Genomic DNA, 19,070 nt, shown 5'->3' with positions numbered 1-19,070 from the left:
GCACTCAGGTAAGGCCGATAAACCTGTACCCGATAAGAAATAAATCGCAGGTCACAATGATGATAACGAGAAAGTTTTGGCGGCAGCTGCGCGCTGCGGCCCTGGCGGGCACCACTATTCTGTTGGCCAGCTGTGGATTCCAGGAAGACCAGGTCGCGCTCAAGCTGGCGCACACCCTGGATCAGCAGCATTCGGTGCATCGCGCCATGGTATTTATGGACGAGCGCCTGCGAGAGCTGTCTGGCGATTCCATGCGTATCGACATCTACTCCGGCGGCCAGCTCGGCAGCGAGCGCGAGTTGATTGAGCTGCTGCAGATCGGCAGCCTGGCCATGACCAAGGTTTCCGCCAGCCCTATGGAGGGCTTTGTGCCGGAGATGAAGGTCTTCAACCTTCCCTACGTTTTCCGCGATTCCGAACACTTCTGGAATGTGCTGCAGAGCCCCATTGGCAAAGACCTACTGGTGGCCTGTGAGCGCGCGCGCCTGCGCGGCCTGGGTTACCTGGACGCCGGCAGCCGCAGCTTCTACATGAACGACATTGCGGTGCAGACACCGAAAGATCTCAACGGCCAGAAGATCCGCGTTCAAAACAGCCAGACCGCGATCAAGATGGTTAACACCCTCGGCGGCGCCGCCACCCCGGTGAGCTGGGGCGAGCTGTACACCGCGCTGCAGCAGGGCGTGGTCAATGGTGCGGAAAACAACCCGCCCAGCTTCTACCTCTCCAAGCACTATGAAGTGTCCAAGTACTACACCCTGGACGAGCACACCTATGTGCCGGATCTGTTGCTGATCAGCACCGAGGTGTGGAACAAGCTGGAGCCGCAGCAGCAGGAATGGCTGAACCAGGCGGTGGATGAGGCTGTGGCCTACCAGCGCAAGCTGTGGCAGGAGTCCACCGAGGAATCCCTGGCGGCAGTGAAGGCGGCGGGTGTGGAAGTGATTTACCCGGACAAGCAGCCCTTCATTGACGCGGTGAAGCCGCTGCACGACAGCTATAAAGGCACTGAAGTCGGTGATCTGCTGGACCAGATCAAAGCCATTAATTAGTTCTTGAAAATAAAAGCCCACTAAAAAAATAACAGTGGAAGGCAAAGATGATGCAGAAAATTGAAAAGGCCCTGGGCTTTGTGCTGGGTGCACTGCTGGCGCTGATGGTGCTGGATGTGACCTGGCAGATCCTCACCCGCTTCCTGCCAATGCAACCGAGTTCCTACACCGAAGAGGTGGCGCGCTACCTGCTGGTGTGGATCGGGCTGCTCGGCGGTGCTTATGCATACCGCAAAAGATCCCACCTGGGTATCGACCTGCTGACCAACGCACTGCATGGCGCCAAACGTCGCGCACTGCAGATTTTTGTCGTGCTGGTGTGTTTCGCGTTTGCCGCCCTGGCGATGGTTTACGGCGGTGCCAAACTGATGCTGCTGACTTTTGAGCTGGAACAGTATTCGGCGGCGCTCGGCTTACCGATGGGCTATGTCTACAGCGTACTGCCGCTGTCCGGTCTGCTGATCTGCCTGTTCTCCATTGATCATCTGATCGAGCTGGTGACGGCGAAAGAGGAACTGCCCGCGGATTTCGACTCCGAAGTGCATCCCTACACCGACGACGCGCAGCCAGTGGAAGCGCAGGGTCAGAAAGAAAAACAAAAGCAGCCTGAAGCTGCCGTAGAAGCCTAAGCGAGGAGAATCATCGTGGAAGTTGCAGTTATTGTATTGCTGGTCAGTTTTCTGATCCTTCTCGCCCTGAACGTTCCTATTTCCATCAGTATTGGTGCGGCCACCGTGCTGACCATGCTGTGCACCATCGATTTTGATCCGGCCATGATTACCATGGCCCAGCGAATGGCCAGCGGTATCGACAGCTTTGCCCTGCTCGCCATTCCCTTCTTTATTTTTTCCGGCATGTTGATGGGTAGCGGCGGTATCGCGCGGCGCATCATCGATTTCGCCAAAGTGCTGGTGGGCATGTTGCCCGGCGGTCTGGCGTTCGTGAACATCATCAGCTGCACCCTGTTCGGTTCCATTTCCGGCTCAGCGGTTGCCGCCACTTCGGCTATCGGCGGTTTCATGATTCCGTCCATGACCAAGGCTGGTTACGACAAGAACTTCAACACCGCGGTGACAGTGGCTTCCTCGACCACTGGTCTGCTGATTCCGCCGAGCAATATCCTGATCGTTTTCTCCCTGGCCTCCGGTGGCGTCTCCATTGCCGCACTGTTTATCGCCGGTTACCTGCCGGGCCTGTTGCTCGCCCTGGGACTGATGATGGTGTGCGGTATCTGGGCCAAGGCAAAAGGCTATCCGGTCGGTGAAAAGCCCACCATGAAAGAAGCGCTGCAGAAAACTGTGGACGCGGTGCCGAGCCTGTTCCTGATCTTTATCGTGATCGGCGGCATCATCAGTGGTTTCTTCACCGCCACCGAAGCCAGCGCCATCGCCGTGCTCTACTCGCTACTGTTGTCTTGCGTGGTGTACAAGGAAGTGAAATGGGGTCAGTTGCCAGCTCTGCTGACCAAGTCTGTGGAGACCACGGCCATCGTGATGTTCCTGATCGCGGCGTCCTCCGCCATGAGCTGGATCATGTCTTACCAGAACATTCCGCAGACCATCAGCCAGGCGCTGATCACCATCAGTGACAACCCGCTGTTGATCCTGCTCACCATCAACCTGATTCTACTCGCGGTGGGTGCCTTTATGGACATGACCCCCGCGGTGCTGATCTTTACCCCGATCTTCCTGCCGGTGGTTGCCGAGCTGGGAATGTCGCCGCTGCAGTTCGGTATCGTGATGATCCTGAACCTGTGTATCGGCCTGTGTACCCCACCGGTGGGCAGTGTGCTGTTTGTCGGGGCAAGTATTTCAAAAACATCAATCACGGCGTTGATCCGCCCGCTGTTGCCCATGTACCTGATGATGTTCGTGGTACTGGCACTGGTCACCTTGGTGCCTGCCATCAGCGAGTTCCTGCCGCGGGCGCTGGGATTGATCGAGTAACCCTTCGGGGTTGCCCGTATGAGGTAATACGCGGCAGTTCTTTCATTGATTTCCTCGCATCCTCAGGATGGCATTGCCGGGCTTTAAGCCCGGCTTTTTTTGGCCTGTCCAACCCTGCCTTTCTCGTGCTCTTCATACCTACCTAAGACTTTCTAAACAGTGTCCTATACACACTGGAGATAGCCCTGCTTCAATCGATTCTTGGCGTGTTTTCTATCTTTTTGGGCGCGATAGGCTTCTCAAATTGGTCTGCCGATCTTTAAATAGGCTTTACATAACTTTTTAATGTGGATAACCTCTTCTTTGTTTTGGTATTGCCAATTGTGGTCTCAGCAGAAGGCCGAAATTAATAATAATGGCAAACCAATATTGCGGGCCGTCTGTCCCTTGAGGCCCATAGCGATGATGATTGGTCTCTAACTAAAAGTTGTTCCCGTTAGTCCTGAATGCCGTACGTGCGATCGGGCCGTGTTTCTCGGGCGTTGTGCCTGTGACTAGTCGTCTGACTAAATCTTCTAAATAACCATAAATACGGAAGGTCACATGCAGATCATGCTGAAGAGAACAGCGATGCTGAGTGCATTGCTGGGCACCTTTGCGGCCGCGGATGTTTCCGCGCAGGCCACAGGGTTTGCCACCCAGAACGGAGGTACCACTGGCGGGGCCGGTGGTGAAGTGGTTTACGCCACTACCGGTACCGAAATCCACGCTGCCTTATGTAATCGCGCATCCAGCGATACTCCCATCATTATTCACGTCGAAGGCACTATTAATCACGGTAATACCAGCAAAGTGTCTGGTGACAGTTGTAATACCGCCGAAGATAAAATCGAAATTAAAGAAGTGAGCAACGTGTCCATCATTGGTGTGGGCAACGGCGCGCTATTTGATGAGCTGGGCATTCACTTGCGCAGTGCTTCGAACATCATTCTGCAGAATCTCCACGTACGAAATGTAAAAAAATCCGGCTCGCCGACATCCAACGGTGGTGACGCGATCGGCATGGAAAGTAATGTCTACAATGTGTGGGCAGATCACTTGACCCTGGAGGCTCAGGGTGGTGAAAGTGATGGCTATGATGCGCTTTTCGATATGAAAGCAGAGACCAAATACGTCACGCTCTCCTACAGTATCTTGCGCAATTCCGGTCGCGGTGGCCTCGTTGGTTCCAGCGATAGCGATAGCAATAACGGACCGGTGACCTTCCACCATAATCTCTACGAGAATATTGATTCCCGTACACCACTGCTGCGCCACGCCACCGCGCATGCATACAACAACTACTACCGTCAGTTGAACAAGTCCGGTATGAATCCCCGTATCGGCGGTGTAATGAAGGCGGAGTATAACTACTTCGAAGACTCTAAAGATCCTCTCGGTACTTTCTATACCGATGATATGGGTTACTGGGAAGTGAACGGCAACATCTGGTCCAACATTACCTGGACTGCGGATGACACCGACAATCACCCGGCCGGCCCGAATCCGGTTTCCACCACCAGTGTAAGTATCCCCTACAGCTATAACCTGGACGATGCGGCCTGTGTACCGCAGATCGTGTTGGCCGCGGCCGGTGCCAATACGGGACTGCTGGTTTCCGATGGTGCTTGTCAGGTTGAAGGTGGTTCTTCCAGCTCCTCTTCGGGCGGCAGTTCTTCCTCCAGTAGTTCGAGCAGTTCGTCTTCATCCGGAGGTTCCAGCAGCTCCTCCAGCAGTTCCAGTTCCTCCGGCGGTACCGGGAGTTCCGGCGGCAGTGTACCTGCAGAGCTGGGTTCCAATCTGGCACTGTCCGGTGACGCCGATGGCAGCAGTAAGGGCGGCGGCAGTAGCTATGGCAATGCTGTCGATGGCGACCTAACGAGTTACTGGCAGCCGGGATCATCCAGTGGCGAGCGCATCTCTGCCAAAAACTTTGGCAGTAACTTTAACACCGTCATTATTCGTGAAATCGGTGACGTGGTGCAGGCCTGGCGACTGGTGAATAACGACACCGGCGCAGAGCTGGCGTCTGGTACCAGTATCGGCTCAGAGCTCCAGGTTTACCTCGGCGATGTGAGCATGGACAAGATCAACCTGATGATCGATTCCGCTTCCAGTGCACCGCAAATCGCCGAATTTGAAATCTATAATGCCACCGGCGATGTGAGTTCCTCATCTTCCTCTGGCGGCAGCAGCTCCAGCAGTTCATCGAGCTCTGGTGGCGGCACGGTAGGAAGTGTCGATCTCGCGGTAACAACTTCGGGTTCCGACGCCAACCTGAACTGGAATGTCAGCGATATCGAGATCCAGAACCAGGAGGTATATCGGGATACGGATCCGGATCCGAGCGGCCGCGTGCGCATTGCCACCAGTGTGGTGGGTAACAGTTACACCGATGCTGGCCTGGCCGATGGTACCTATTATTACTGGATCAAAGTAACAGATACCGCTGGCGCGGTGACCAACTCCAATGGCGACGATGCGGTGATCCTCACCGCAGTATCCACACTTCAGTTGGAAGAAGCAGAAGCGGGCTTTTGCGCGGTGGATGGTGCACTGGAAACCGAACACGCAGGGTTTACAGGCTTTGGTTATGCCAACACCGATAACGATACTGGTATGGGCGTGGACTGGTCTGTAGTGGTTCCCGCCGCGGGTACCTATACCTTGCAGTGGCGCTATGCCAACGGCTCTGGCGATCGCCCGGCCGCCGTAATTGTCAACGGCAGCACTCAGACTTCTGTGGATATGGGGGTATCTGGTGGTTGGGCTTCCTATGTGGATAGCGGTTCTGTATCGGTAACACTGGATGCTGGCTATAACACGTTGCGGCTGGAAGCGACCGGAGGTAGCGGTCTCGCAAATATCGACAGTCTGTCGATCACCGGTGTCTCGCCGGAAGCGGGTGACTGTGCTGGTGGTTCTTCTTCCGGTGGCTCCTCGTCGAGCAGCTCTTCATCCGGTGGTTCCAGCAGTTCCAGCAGCAGCTCCTCTTCGGGCGGAACCAGCAGTTCCAGCAGCAGCTCTTCATCTGGCGGTACCAGCAGCTCCTCGTCCAGCTCTTCCAGCGGGGGTACGTCTTCCTCTGGCGGAGCCTTCCCGTCACCGGAAGTGAGCAATGCCTGTTATATCCTGGCCACGGACCCGAACGTAAACTGGCGCGATTCCGCTGAGCTGGATACCGACCAGGAAATTGTCGAGTGCCTGTTCCAGACCCTTGGTCGCGCGGTGGGCTACGGTGAAAACGCCATGGGTGGATACGACCCGAACGGCAACAGCCAACTGACTGTAATCACCAAAAACGATCCTCTGGGCCGCTCGGTTGAGCAGCAGATTCTGGATGCGGTAACCGGTGATGACTACAACTGGATTGTTTTCGACAAGTTCGAGTTTGCGAACGAAAGCGAGATTTCCATGCACCGTAATCACTGTTCTGACAGCTCGGTACAGACCGCGATCGGTGGCAGTGAAGCTCAGTGTATCGATTATCGCCAGTGGTGCGCCGATAACGGCTACGGTGACGAAGAATCCTGTATGGATGAGTTCTTCAACAACCGATTGAATGATGGCAACCTGCCGATCCGCAATACCAAGATCGGTTCCCATAAAACCCTCGACGGTCGCCAGGCCAACGCATACTTCCGTTTCAATGGCTTTGCCATCGGTGCGGATAGCAGTGGAGCGCCGACCCAGACTGCCGAGCATGTGATCCTGACGCATCTGGACTTCCGTGGCGCCGGCCACACCGAAGACCACGGCCTCGACCCGGATATGATCCGTAACACCGGCGCATCCCACGAAATCTGGATTCACAAGAATACCTTCGACACCACCGGTGACTCGGCGTTTGATGTGAAGGTGGGCGCTTACAACATCACCATGAGCTTCAACAAATTGGTGAATGTGAAGCGCGCGGCCCTGCATGGTTCCAGTGACAGCCGGACCATCAATGAGCAGATCCGCACCACCATGCACCACAACGCGTTTATCACCACGGACGATCACTACGATTCGCTGGGTAACACGTTGCGTCGTATTCCGCTGATTCGTCGCGGCACATCGCACATGTTCAATAACTTCTTTATGAACTATCGCAAGGACATTCTCAGTGTTCGTGTTGGCGCGAGTGTTTTGTGGGAAGACAACATGTTCATGATGAATCGCGATTTCCAGGAAAAAGACGATGTGGTGCAAGCGTTGACCGAGCGCGGTGAACAGCTCGCGCGGGATGTAGACGGCGGTAACTTCCGCACTGATGGCTCCCTGGTCTGGTTCTCCGATGCCGCGTGTAACCTGGATCCATCGCTGGTGTATGAAATTACCAACGCATCCGGATCCGTCGGTGATCTCTCGCAGGATTACACCGCTTACTCACGGGAAGTGATGGCAGCGCAGAACCTGCCGGCCAGTCAGGCAATGGCAGACTACATCATTGCCACTGCCGGTGTGGATGGCGAGATACCGTTTAACTCTCCCCTGGGTTATGAGCAGAGCTATGTGATTGGCCTGGGTGGTGCGACGTGTCAGTAGTCACGGGAAGTATGTTCAGTAGCTGTTAACGGTAATAGCCCATCCACCGTTTGGTGGGTGGGCTTTTTTGCCTTGATTTCACTGCCCTGCGAGGAGAATTCCAGCGGCACTGAATCAAGCGGTGATTAAATTTTTTTGACGAGATCCGGGCCGGATGGCCCGGTTTATTTTACGCGTAAATCATTTGTCATACCGTAGTCCCACATTGGTGCGCGGCGAGGCAGTGAAGAAGTACCGGCGTGTCCACTGCGTCGGGTAACAACAATAAAACCATAACTCAGGAGTATTCGATGAGAGTACACAGCGCGTTTGTAAGGATGTCCTTAAGGGTATCGATGGCGGCATTGCTGGGCAGTCTGCTGGCAGGCTGTAGCGATGATGGCGAGAAAAAGGAATTGGATAGTCTCAATCCCATTGTGGCCGAGGACCCTGACCCAATAATCCCCTCGCCGGATCCTCAACCGGAGCCTGATCCGGAACCGGAGCCGGTCACCTTCACCTGCCCGGATACCGGTCTCTATTTCTGTGACGATTTTGAAGACGGCGAATTTTCCAGTACCTGGGACGCACTGATTGATGGATACGGCCTCGCCGATCCCGGTGTATTCGATATTCTCGACGAGGGGGACAGCAAGTCCCTGCGCTTCACTGCCGGTACACGCGGCGAAAACCTGAGTGAGGGCGAGCTGATCCTGGTCAAAGAAGGCGCCTTTGGCAGCGTGCCCGCGGATTATTTTGTCGAGTACCGTATTCGTCCCCGCGCCAACGGCAATACTGGCAATAAATACCTTTATGGTATCGGCCGTTACCAGAGCCCGCTGCAGTGGTATTTCGGCGGCCTGAATATGCAGAACAGCAGCGACTCCACCCAGGTGGAAGCGGGCTTTGCCGATGGCGATTCCGTCATCCGTGAAGTGCAGGCGAAAAAGCCGATCCTGCTGGGGGAGCAGGACGCAACCGACGGTAGCTGGTACACCGTTCGTTACGACATGGTTGGCAACAATGTCACCGTGTATCTGGATGGCGAGGAACTCGGTACCTATACCGATGCGGACAGCAAGTACTCCACCGCCGGACGTATCGGTTTCTTTACCTACAACCGCTCCTTTGAGGTGGATTACGTAAAAGTCGGTGATCCTTCCGTAAAACCGGTGCAGTTGACCATTGATTATGTCGAGCCTTCATGGGCCGCGACTGCCGGTGACCCCGCACTGGAAATCAACGTGACTGCTGTGCAGAGCGATGGTGTTACCGCGGATACCTTCGATGTGGTTTCCAGCGATAGCAACGTGGCGTCCGTGGAGGTCGTCGATAACCTGGTAAAAGTCATTCCCAATGCCGAGGGCAGCGCGGAAATTACCTTTATCAGTGGCTCCGACAGCAGTCTGCAGCGCACCATCAGTATCGATGTGGCCAAGGCATTTGCCATGCCTAGCGCAACCTACGGGGATATCGGTGCGCTGGTTACACCGATGCCCGGTGCTACCGGTGAATACGAAGATACCCGCCTGAGCATCACCTTCGACAATGCACCGGCGCTGAATCCGAGCGTGGGCTCCGTGCGAATTTTCCGCGCAGATGACAACACCGAGGTGGATGCGATCCGCGCAGGCGGTGAGACCGATATTCTCGGTTACAACGGCCAGGCGAGCACCCGCGTGCTCAATGCCAGTCCGTTCCATTTCGATGGCAACACCCTGACGGTATCGCCGCACACCGACTTGCTGGAACCGGGCGTGGAGTACTTTGTCGCGATCAGTTCTGACCTTGTAGAGGGGGCGAAGCTGAACGGTAGTGATTTTGTCGGTATCGGCAAAGACGCCGGCTGGACCTTTACCACCCGCGCAGCGCTGCCAAGTGGTGCTGATGTGACTGTCGACGATGACGGCGCCGCGGACTTCCGCACGGTACAGGGCGCACTCAATCATGTGATGGAGAATTTGGGCGCGGACGATGCCGCAACCATCACCATCGCCGCCGGTGACTACCGCGAGATGCTGTACCTCTCCGGTAAAAACAATCTCACCATCAAGGGCGCCGGTACCGACCAGACCCGTATTCACTATGAAAACTACGAAGGTTTGAATGGCGGCAGCGAAGGTCGCGGCCTGTTCCTGGTGAAGGGCGGTGACATGCTCACCCTGGAAGACCTCACGCTGGAGAACACCCACCGTCGCACCGGTGCGGGCGACCAGGCGGAAACCATTTACTTCAACAGTGAAGGTCGCCTGATTGCGCGCAATGCCGCGTTTATCTCCGAGCAGGACACCCTGCTGCTGAAAGGCTACAACTGGTTCCACAACTCGCTGGTCGCCGGTAACGTGGACTTTATCTGGGGTTACAGCACGGCCACGGTATTCGAGGACACCGAGATCCGCTCTCTGGGTGACTCCAAGAGCAGTGAAGCGACCAGTAGCGGCGGCTATGTTCTGCAGGCGCGCACACCGGTTGAAACTGCCCCCGGTTTTGTATTCCTGAACTCGAAGCTGACCCAGGGCGCAGGCCCCACCGGTGTCACCATCGAGCAGGGCACTACCCACCTGGCGCGCAGCGGCGGCAGCAACAGCTACTACGACAATGTCACCTTCATCAACACCGCCATGGACACCCATGTGGCTTCTATTGGTTGGGCCTACGAGGGCATTAACAGCCAGCCCGCACCCAACCCGAAAACCGCGAGCGCGGATGCCGGTTGGCGTGAATACGGCAGCACCGATCTGGCCGGCAGTCCGCTGGACCTGTCCCAGCGTTGCGACAGCAACGGCAGCTGTTATGTGTTGAGTGAAGAAGAGGTGGCCAGCCGCTTCTGCTCTCGCGCACAGATCTTTGCCAGCTGGAACAGCGGTGAGGGTTGGGATCCGTATCCGGAAGATACCAGTGACGATCACTGTGTGATTGCCAGTGGTAGTGACGAAACCTGGAGCGGTAATGGCCTGCTGGTGGGTGACAGCAGTCAGTCCTCTGCCACAGTTGCTTCCGGCAGCATTACCGAACAGACCGAAAACAGCGTCACCTTTGTTGCCAGTGACGGCAAGTTCGAGACCATGGCGCAGTCGTTCTATCTGGTATCCCAGCAGGTGGAAGGGGACTTCGTGCTGACAGCGAAGCTGAAAAGTGCCGGCACCAACTATGCGGCCAACCAGTTCCCGGTGGGCTTGATGATGTGTGAGTGCGATGCCACTGCAGGCACCACTTCACCACTGGTGCATGTGGGCATGCATATGTCCGGTACGGAATGGGTCACCCAGTATGGCCACATTCTTGCGGCCGGTGGGGGTTGGGGCAAAGACAGCGGCAGCGCTGTTACTGCTGGAGACAACCTGTATTTCAAACTGGAGCGCGTAGGGCAGGCGTATTACGCCTACGTTTCTACCGATGGTGGTGTCAGCTATTCCCAGCTTGGAGCGAATACCTTCACGGACCTGCCCGCTTCGGTAAAAGTTGGCCTGTTCGCCGCGCCGTATAACGACGATCAGTCCTTCACGTTTGAAGATATCCAGCTGACCCAGTAAACAAATCCGTAACCCAAAAAGCCCCGCGAAAAATCGCGGGGCGCTTCAGATCTTTTAATCAGGAATAATTGATATGCAAAGTTCACTACACGCTTTGCTGGCCCTGGTGCTTGCCGCCGGTCTCACCGCCTGTGGCGGTGGTGGCGGCAGTGGTGACAGCGGCAGCAGTTCGTCCAGTTCATCTTCGAGCTCGTCTTCAAGTAGCTCGTCGAGCAGTTCTTCCAGTTCCTCATCGGGCGGCAGTTCATCCAGCAGCTCGTCGAGCTCTTCCGGTTCCTCCAGCAGTTCCGGCTCCTCCTCCGGTGCAGGTAGCGAAAGTATCGACGGTGGTTTCGCAGGCTACGAGTACAACCTGACCGGCGGCGCCGGTGGCCTGGTGTATACGGTCAACAACGGTGCCGACCTGCAGGACAAGCTGGACGAAGCCAGGAGCGCGAGCCAGCCGGTGACCATCTATATCGACGGCACCATCACCGACTTCAATACCGGTACCGGCACCAGTATCCAGATCAAGGATATGGATAACGTTTCATTGATCGGGGTGGGGGAGAACGGCGAGTTTGATGGGATCGGTCTCTCTATCCGCCGCGCGAACAACATCATCGTGCAGAACCTGCTGTTCCATGAGGCCTGGCCCGGTGAGGAAAAGGATGCGATCAGTATCGAAGGGGACGACGATGGCTCCACTACCAGCCATATCTGGATCGATCACTGTGAACTTTACAGCTCGCTGAATGTAGACAAGAACTACTACGACGGCCTGATTGATTCGAAGAGCGGTGCCCGCTACATCACCCTGTCGTATAACTATCTGCACGACTCGTGGAAAACCTCCCTGCACGGACACACCGAGAACGACACCAATCCGGATACGGACCGACTGATCACTTTCCACCACAACCGATTCGAAAACCTGGAATCCCGTGTGCCGCTGTACCGTCACGGTAAGGGCCATGTGTACAACAACTACTACAACAACATCCGCTCCACCGCGATCAACTCCCGCGCCGGTGCCGAGATGCTGATCGAAAACAATATTTTCGAAAATACCCAGAACCCGATTGTGTCGTTTTATTCCGACGTGATTGGTTACTGGAATCTCAGCGGCAATGTTTTCGGTAGCGGCGTGACCTGGACCAGCGGAGGCGGAACCGATATCACCGCCGAAGATGGGGAATCCACATCCTCCTATACCGTACCTTACCCCTACACCCTGGACGCTACAGATGGACTGAAAGACTACGTTATTGCCAATGCGGGAAGGGGCAAGCTGGACCAATCGGATTTGGAGATTCCCGACCCGGTTACTCCGCAAGATGACGTGCCGGTAGAGGAAGAGCCGATCGCCGAGGATGTGGCGCTGCCCTACGCGGAGAACTTCGCCACCGATACCGCGGGCTTTTTCAGCAACAGCTACCGCGATCTTACCGGTGCCCCGGGAGAAGGTACGCCCATGTACTACCGTGTCACCGGCACCGCGGAAATCCAGAGCGGCGCGCTCAGCCTCACCGGCAGTCGGGTTTCGATCGGCAACACCACGCCGGAAGTAAGCACCACCAGTGGCGACAGCAATACCGGTGTGTTCGACCTGAGCGTGCCCTGGCAGATCACGTTTACCGTGGTCAGCATCGGTGACGATACCAGCCGCAACTTCCAGATCTACGTGGACAACAACACTCCGTCCAGTGGCAACTCGATCTGGGGCAGCAGCTCGAAGTTCCATCAGGTGCTGATCAGTGACCTGGTGCCCGGCCAGACCTACACCGTGCCTGGCCTGACCGCCAGTGCCAACTCATTTATCACACTGCGCACTGAAAGCGGCGCCACAGTCGTAGTGGATGATCTGTTGATTGAGACTGCTCCCTGAATCCGCTCTTTTGGTCAGGCGCACCAAATTGTGGCCTGACCGCATTTGCTCAGAAAAGCACCGCTTTGTGTGGTGCTTTTCTGCTTCCGATACCCCGCTACAGCTCACCACCAATGTAGTTAAACTACAAAAAACGGTGTTTTTGCCCACTAATTGTGCGGAAAAGAGCGAAATTCCGCCTGTCTGACCCAAGTCACAAATATCTTCATTACCAATTGGTACTAACGGTTGTATATGCCAAACCAATCTGGTTAGATTGCCAAACCAATAAGTATTAGAACTGGGCCTGGGTGGTTACCGCACCAAATAAGTGCGGCATCCGGGGGATGTAACCAGGCTCATAAAAATAACGACTGACAAAGAGAGAGAAGGGGTGAGCATGAAACCTTTACCTTGGGCAAAGTCCGCACTCGCACTGTGCATTATGGGGACACTGACCGCGTGTGGCGGCGGTGGTGCTGATGAAAATAACCAGGGGGACGTGGTTACCACTCCACCGCCGGTTTCCAGCAGTTCTTCCGGTGGCAGCTCTTCCAGTGGCGGCTCATCCGGCGGTGGCGCCGAAGGCCCGATCCTTTCCGAAAATTTTGGTGACGACCTTTTCGTCAACTTTGACGAAGCGGATACGCAATTCTTCTTCAGCCAGGAATACAAGGCGCTCGACGCCAACAATGCGGAAGACGCGTGGCCGTCTTTCTACTATCCCACCTGCTGTTTCTTCCTGAATGACAACCCTGCAGACGGCGTTGAAGTTTCCCTGGATCAGATGGGGATCGTCAGCGACAACGGCAACCCGGCCATGCTGCTGGATACCGGTCGTTTTGCTGTGGGCCAAACCCGCCCGGATATCGACGATGCGGATCCGAAAAAAGACACCACCACTTCCGACGACGTAACCACCTGGGGTGAACTGGACCTGAGCCAGCCATACCGGATTTCGTTCTGTGTGAAAGATGCTTCCGGTAGCCGCAACATGCAGGTGTATGTGGATAACAACACCTCCGGCGAAGCCAACTCCGTGTGGGGTGGCGGTGGTTCCGGTTCGCGGATTTTCAACGTACCGGCCGCAGACCTGATCCCGGGCAAGCGCGTACAGATCAATGTGCCGGGTGATATTACTTTTGAGCAGGGCGGTGAAGTAAAAGACGTGCGCCCATCTCAGGTAGGTACCGCGACCTCCTTCCTGCAGTTCCGCGTGGAAGGCGGCAGCTCGGTAATCTTCGACGACCTGCTGGTTGAGCGCCAGGAAGACGACACCCAGGGCGACCTGCCTGCTTGTACCGTATTCCAGCCGGCTACCGCGCCGGATGCGCCGGAAGCGCCGAGCCTGTTTGCTACCGACGCGCAGATCGCCGTCAGCTGGGCTTCCGCCATTGGTGCCATCAGCTACGACGTGGCCTACAGCACTGGCGACGATGTGACCGTGGCGGACACCGTTGAAGGCCTGACCGAGACCAGCACCACGCTGACTGAGCTGGAAAATGGCAGTACCTACAACGTATGGGTACGCGCGGTGAACAATGTCGGTGCCGGCGAATGGAGTGAGGCCGCCATGGCAACTCCGGAAGCACCGGTTGGCGATAACTGCTCCCCGACCACCTCTGTCGATCCGTCTGCGACCAACAGCATCCTGTGGAATGTATACGATGGTTGTATGCACCCGGGCGAGCTGGGCGCTGTGGTAATCAACGGTAGTGAAGCGACCAGCTTCGAATTTGGCGAAGACGAACTGCCGTTCTTCACCAGCGACGATCTGGGCATCATGACCCTGGATACCATTGGCGCGGACGCCAAGCCGGTTGGTGACCTGAACGACGTCATCGTTGGTGATGCCACCACTTATCCGAAGCACTTCACCTTCGTAACCCGTATCGATACTTCCTTTGCGGCATCCCAGGGTGCGCGTGGTTTCGAAATCGAAACTCACCTCGGTGACGGCGGCATTGTCGATCGCGGTCCCGCGCGTATCAAAACCATCCTGCGTCCGGACGGTAGCAAGATTCAGCTGGATAAGTTCCTGTCTGATGACTCTACCGCGGAAGTGGATATGGACATGAGCGATGGTTACCACACCTATCAGGTGGCCTTTACCGTGGTTGATCCGGCCACTACCACCGACTACATCACCGCGACCATCTACCGCGACGGTGTGGAAGTTGCCAGCTTTACCGGTAACGGTCGCGACGGTGGTTCTTCCAGCAGCCGCATGCGCATTGGTGAAGGTTCCAGCAGTGAGTTCTACGCAAATGTCGACTGGCTGGTTTGGACCGACAACGCTACTGCCGCGGGCCTGACCGCCGAAGAGCTGGTTGGTGAGCTGCCCGCAGGTATCGGTGAGCTGGACGTTTACGCCGGTGCTGATGCCTCTGCGGCGTTTGAAGAAAACTTCAACGGCGTTGGTCTGGTGGAAGACTCGGAAACTGAAAGCACCAACTTCTTCACCGCTGAGTACCGCGGTCAGTCTGGTGACGCGAGCAAGCCAATGTTCAACGTCACCAGTGGCAGCTCTCGTATCACCGTTGCCGCTGGCACCCTGGCCCTGCACAACGCGCGCTTCTCCATCGGTGATGCCACCCCGGATGTGGACACTGCGGATACCGATACTACCGGCCGCGGCGATCTGGATCTGAGCAAGCCCTACGTGATCACATTCGAGGTGACAGAGAACCCCAACACCTCGGTGGAAAGCGGCAAGTGTCAGGTATATGTGGACAACAATACCTCAAGCTCCAGCAAGTCCCTGCACGGTGGCAGCTCCAAGCTGGTAGAGAAGTACGCTTCCCAACTGGCTGACGGCGATCAGCCGCTGGGCATCGTCACCATCGAAAGTGATCTGGGTACCGCCAACTCCTTCCTGCAGGTTCGCTGCGACAGCGGTACCGAAGGCATGCCGGTCGTGATCGACAACTTCAAGGTGAGCTACCAGTAAGCTGCGTGAATCGCCCAGCTAAAGGTGAGCCGCCGGTCTAAGTGTCAGGCCGGCGGCCTTCAAAAAACATCGAAGTGGACCCAACGGACAAGGGGCCTATTAAAACCGATGGGAGAGTCAAAATGACTTATAAGAAACAGATTCTCGCCATGGCCATCGCCATGGCTACTTCCGCCTCGCTGGTAGCCCAGGAAGCGGAGCAGGAGCAGCAGGAAGAGTCTTCCAGTGCTGCTGTGGAAGAAGTTTATGTAGAAGGCGTGCGCAATGCTGACCTGAACGCACGTGCAGCCGAGCGCGGTAAAGACAACTTCAGCTCCATTGTCACCCAGGACGATGCCGGTAACTTCTCTGACCAGAACGTGGCCGAATTGCTGCAGCGTATGCCGGGTATCACTCTGCAGAAGAGCGAAGGTGAAGGTAAATTCGTCAACCTGCGCGGCCTTGGCGCCGGCATGGTGAGTGTACGTATGGACGGCGGTGCCATGGCAAACGCCGGTGGCGGTACCGACGAGGCTCTGGAAGACCGCGCCTTTTCCCTCGATAGTCTGCCGTCCGACGTACTGCAGTCCATCGAGGTGAACAAATCCTTAACGCCGGATATGGAGCTGGACGCGATCGGTGGTTCCATCAACGTGAAAACCCTGTCCGCGCTGGACCGGGGTAAAACCAGCCTGAAGTTCCGCGCGCAGAACTACTATCAGGACCAGGTCGAAGCAGACTCTCCCAAGGTCACCCTGCAGGGCACCAACCTGTTCCTGAACGATACCATCGGTATTGCCTACACCGGTTCCTGGGAAAAGCGTAAAACCCGCGGCTTCCAGACTCGCCACCACAGCTCCACGCTGCCCCAGTATGTGGAGCTGGGCGGCGAGCAGATGATTATTCCGTGGGAATTCACCACCTACGAGGAAAACGCCGAGCGCGAGCGTATGGCCGGCCTGCTGAACGTTGAGTATCAACCCAACGACGACAGCCGCTACCACCTGAAGTTGAACCACACCAGTTACTCGGACAACGATATCGCCATGCGCGAATACTATCGCTTTAACTGGGATAACGGTGACGAAGACCTGGCCTTTATCGATAAAGACAATCAGGTATTTGGTGGCAGCAGTGTCGACCTGCAGCAGCAATTCTTTATCCAGGAATCTGAAGTCACCACCGACACCGTGGCACTGGGCGGTGAGAACCGCTTTGGCGACGGCTGGGAAATGGACTACGAAGTAGTTTCCTCGCGCAGTGAAAACGCCAAGCCGGACGGCCGCCGTGTGCAGTTCCGCCTGCGTGAACTGAACGCTCTGGGCAGCTACGGTGATGAATTCCTGAATGGCCAGCTGATTTCCGGCCCGCAGCTCGACGAGCTGGTTGAGAACGGCACCATCGCCTCCGGCGCCGTATCCGGCCCGAACGGTTACCAGTACGGCAAGGTAAAACAGCCCAACCTGAACTACGACAACCTGTTCCTGGAAGACTCCCTGCGTAAAGACGCCGTTGACCAGTTCTCCTTCAACCTGCGTCACGACTGGGATGCGGGCCTGGTGAACTACGTGAAAACTGGTGTGAAGGTCAATCAGCGCACCCGCAGTAACGACAAAAACCGCGCGAGCATCGTGCCGTTTGACCGTGCGGTAGCCGGTTGTGCCGGGGACCTGGACTGTATCACCCTGGCGGGTGCCCGCCTGGGAGACTTCACCACTTATGTTCCGGTCAACGACAACTTTGACCACGCGGTAATTACCCGTGAGGATGCCGAGCGCCTGATCAACGGCACCCGCGCTATTGGTGACAATTACGACCCGGAACAGAAAGAGCTGGATTCCACCAGACTCGACTACGAGCTCACCGAAGACACTGCTGCGGCCTACCTGATGGCTGAAATGCAGGTGCTGCCGGAAGCGACGCTGATCGCCGGTGCGCGTTACGCCTATACCGATTTCACCTCTACCGGTTATATGGCGCTGCGCAACGACCGCAACGAAGACAGCCAGGGCCTGACCTCGCTGGATATCGCCCTGCCGCTGGAGCAGACCGGTAACGACTACGGCATCTTCCTGCCCGCACTGCATTACCGTCACGAACTGAGCGATAACCTGCTGGGCCGTGCATCCATCTGGACCAGCTTTTCCCGCCCGGACTTTGGTAAAAGCCGTGCCTTCTTCGAAGTCACCGATCGCGTAGTGTTCTGTAACACCGATCCAGACTCCGAGTTTGTCGGCCAGTGTAACGAAGACCCGAACGATATCGGTTCCGCCCGCGGTGACCTCGATTACCAGCGCGATAACTTCGCCATGTCCGGTGACAACACCGTACGTATCGGTAACCCGTCGCTGGATCCGATGCGCGCGACCAACCTCGACCTGTCCCTGAGCTATTACGGCGAGAGCACTTTCCTCGAAGGCGCGCTGTTCTATAAGGACATCAAGGACTTCATCGTTGATGCCAACGGTATCCGCATGAATATTGCGGACACCCCGTTTGCGCTGCCGATCGATCAGATAGACCTGTTCCAGATCCCGGCGGATCTCCAACTGACCAACGTCAATACTTACCTGAACGGTGAATCCGCCAAGGTATACGGTATGGAGCTGAGCTTCAGCCACTATTTCGACGGTCAGTGGGAAGATCACAACATCGGTCGCTACCTGGACAACATTTTCGTTCAGTCCAACCTGACCCTGCAGAACAGTGACGGTAATGTAGGCGACTCCGTGCGCGCCGGCTCCATTCAGCTGCCGGAGACTGCAGACACCGCCGCTAACCTGACGCTGGGCTGGGAGAACGATGACTTCTCCGTACGCTTTATCGCCAACTACACCAGCGAAATCCTGAAGCGTATCGGCGGTTGTACCGCGGCAGATATTTCTGCGGACGCCGAGCTGGGTTACGCAGCGAACTGTCGCGTGTGGGCGGACATGTACCAGGACGAGTCCCTGACTTTCGATATCAAGGCCACTTACCGTGTAGCTGACGGCGTTCGCGCCTACTTCGATGCGGTGAACCTGTCCGATAACGTTGACCAGCAGTACTTCTCCGGCAATGCCGATTCCGGCGGTCGCATCCTGTACAACGTGGAAGCATACGGCCCCGCTTACCAGCTTGGCCTGACCGTGGATTTCTAAGTCCCTCTTGTACCCTTTGCCATTTTTTGCCCCGCTTGCGGGGCTTTTTTGGCTCTGGGGAAAGAAAAGTAACAGCGCACAAGGCGGTTGGCGGTGCGTTCGATAAAAGCAGGTGCCCGAGCTTACTGCCGGGCGG

Annotated in this window: 8 protein-coding genes; all 8 read left to right on the top strand. The window is 56.3% G+C overall.

Going from position 1 to position 19,070, the window contains the following annotated elements; all coding sequences use genetic code 11:
• Positions 1 to 59: 59 nt before the first annotated feature.
• Positions 60 to 1,052: a TRAP transporter substrate-binding protein gene (locus tag B4U49_RS13950; protein WP_078085230.1), complete on the top strand. Its 993-nt coding sequence runs from the start codon at positions 60 to 62 to the stop codon at positions 1,050 to 1,052.
• A gap of 50 nt (positions 1,053 to 1,102) precedes the next feature.
• Entirely contained in the window at positions 1,103 to 1,681 is a 579-nt protein-coding gene (locus tag B4U49_RS13945; RefSeq protein WP_078085229.1) for a TRAP transporter small permease, read from the top strand.
• Positions 1,682 to 1,696: 15 nt separating this feature from the next.
• Positions 1,697 to 2,998, top strand: a complete 1,302-nt coding sequence (locus B4U49_RS13940) for a TRAP transporter large permease (protein ID WP_078085217.1) — start codon at positions 1,697 to 1,699, stop codon at positions 2,996 to 2,998.
• Between the two features lie 543 nt (positions 2,999 to 3,541).
• Positions 3,542 to 7,507, top strand: a complete 3,966-nt coding sequence (locus tag B4U49_RS13935; RefSeq protein WP_078085216.1) for a pectate lyase family protein — start codon at positions 3,542 to 3,544, stop codon at positions 7,505 to 7,507.
• A gap of 290 nt (positions 7,508 to 7,797) precedes the next feature.
• Entirely contained in the window at positions 7,798 to 11,019 is a 3,222-nt protein-coding gene (locus B4U49_RS13930; RefSeq protein ID WP_078085215.1) for a pectinesterase family protein, read from the top strand.
• A gap of 73 nt (positions 11,020 to 11,092) precedes the next feature.
• Complete coding sequence (locus tag B4U49_RS13925) at positions 11,093 to 12,886, top strand: pectate lyase family protein (RefSeq protein WP_078085214.1); 1,794 nt, start codon at positions 11,093 to 11,095, stop codon at positions 12,884 to 12,886.
• 379 nt (positions 12,887 to 13,265) lie between these two features.
• Complete coding sequence (locus B4U49_RS13920) at positions 13,266 to 15,815, top strand: fibronectin type III domain-containing protein (RefSeq protein WP_078085213.1); 2,550 nt, start codon at positions 13,266 to 13,268, stop codon at positions 15,813 to 15,815.
• Between the two features lie 122 nt (positions 15,816 to 15,937).
• A complete protein-coding gene (locus B4U49_RS13915; RefSeq protein ID WP_078085212.1) occupies positions 15,938 to 18,934 on the top strand; it encodes a TonB-dependent receptor in 2,997 nt (998 codons plus the stop codon).
• The last annotated feature ends 136 nt before the right edge of the window (positions 18,935 to 19,070 follow it).

The sequence above is a fragment of the Microbulbifer mangrovi genome (assembly GCF_002009015.1).
Lineage (GTDB): Bacteria > Pseudomonadota > Gammaproteobacteria > Pseudomonadales > Cellvibrionaceae > Microbulbifer > Microbulbifer mangrovi.
This window is presented reverse-complemented; position numbering and strand designations above follow the sequence as displayed.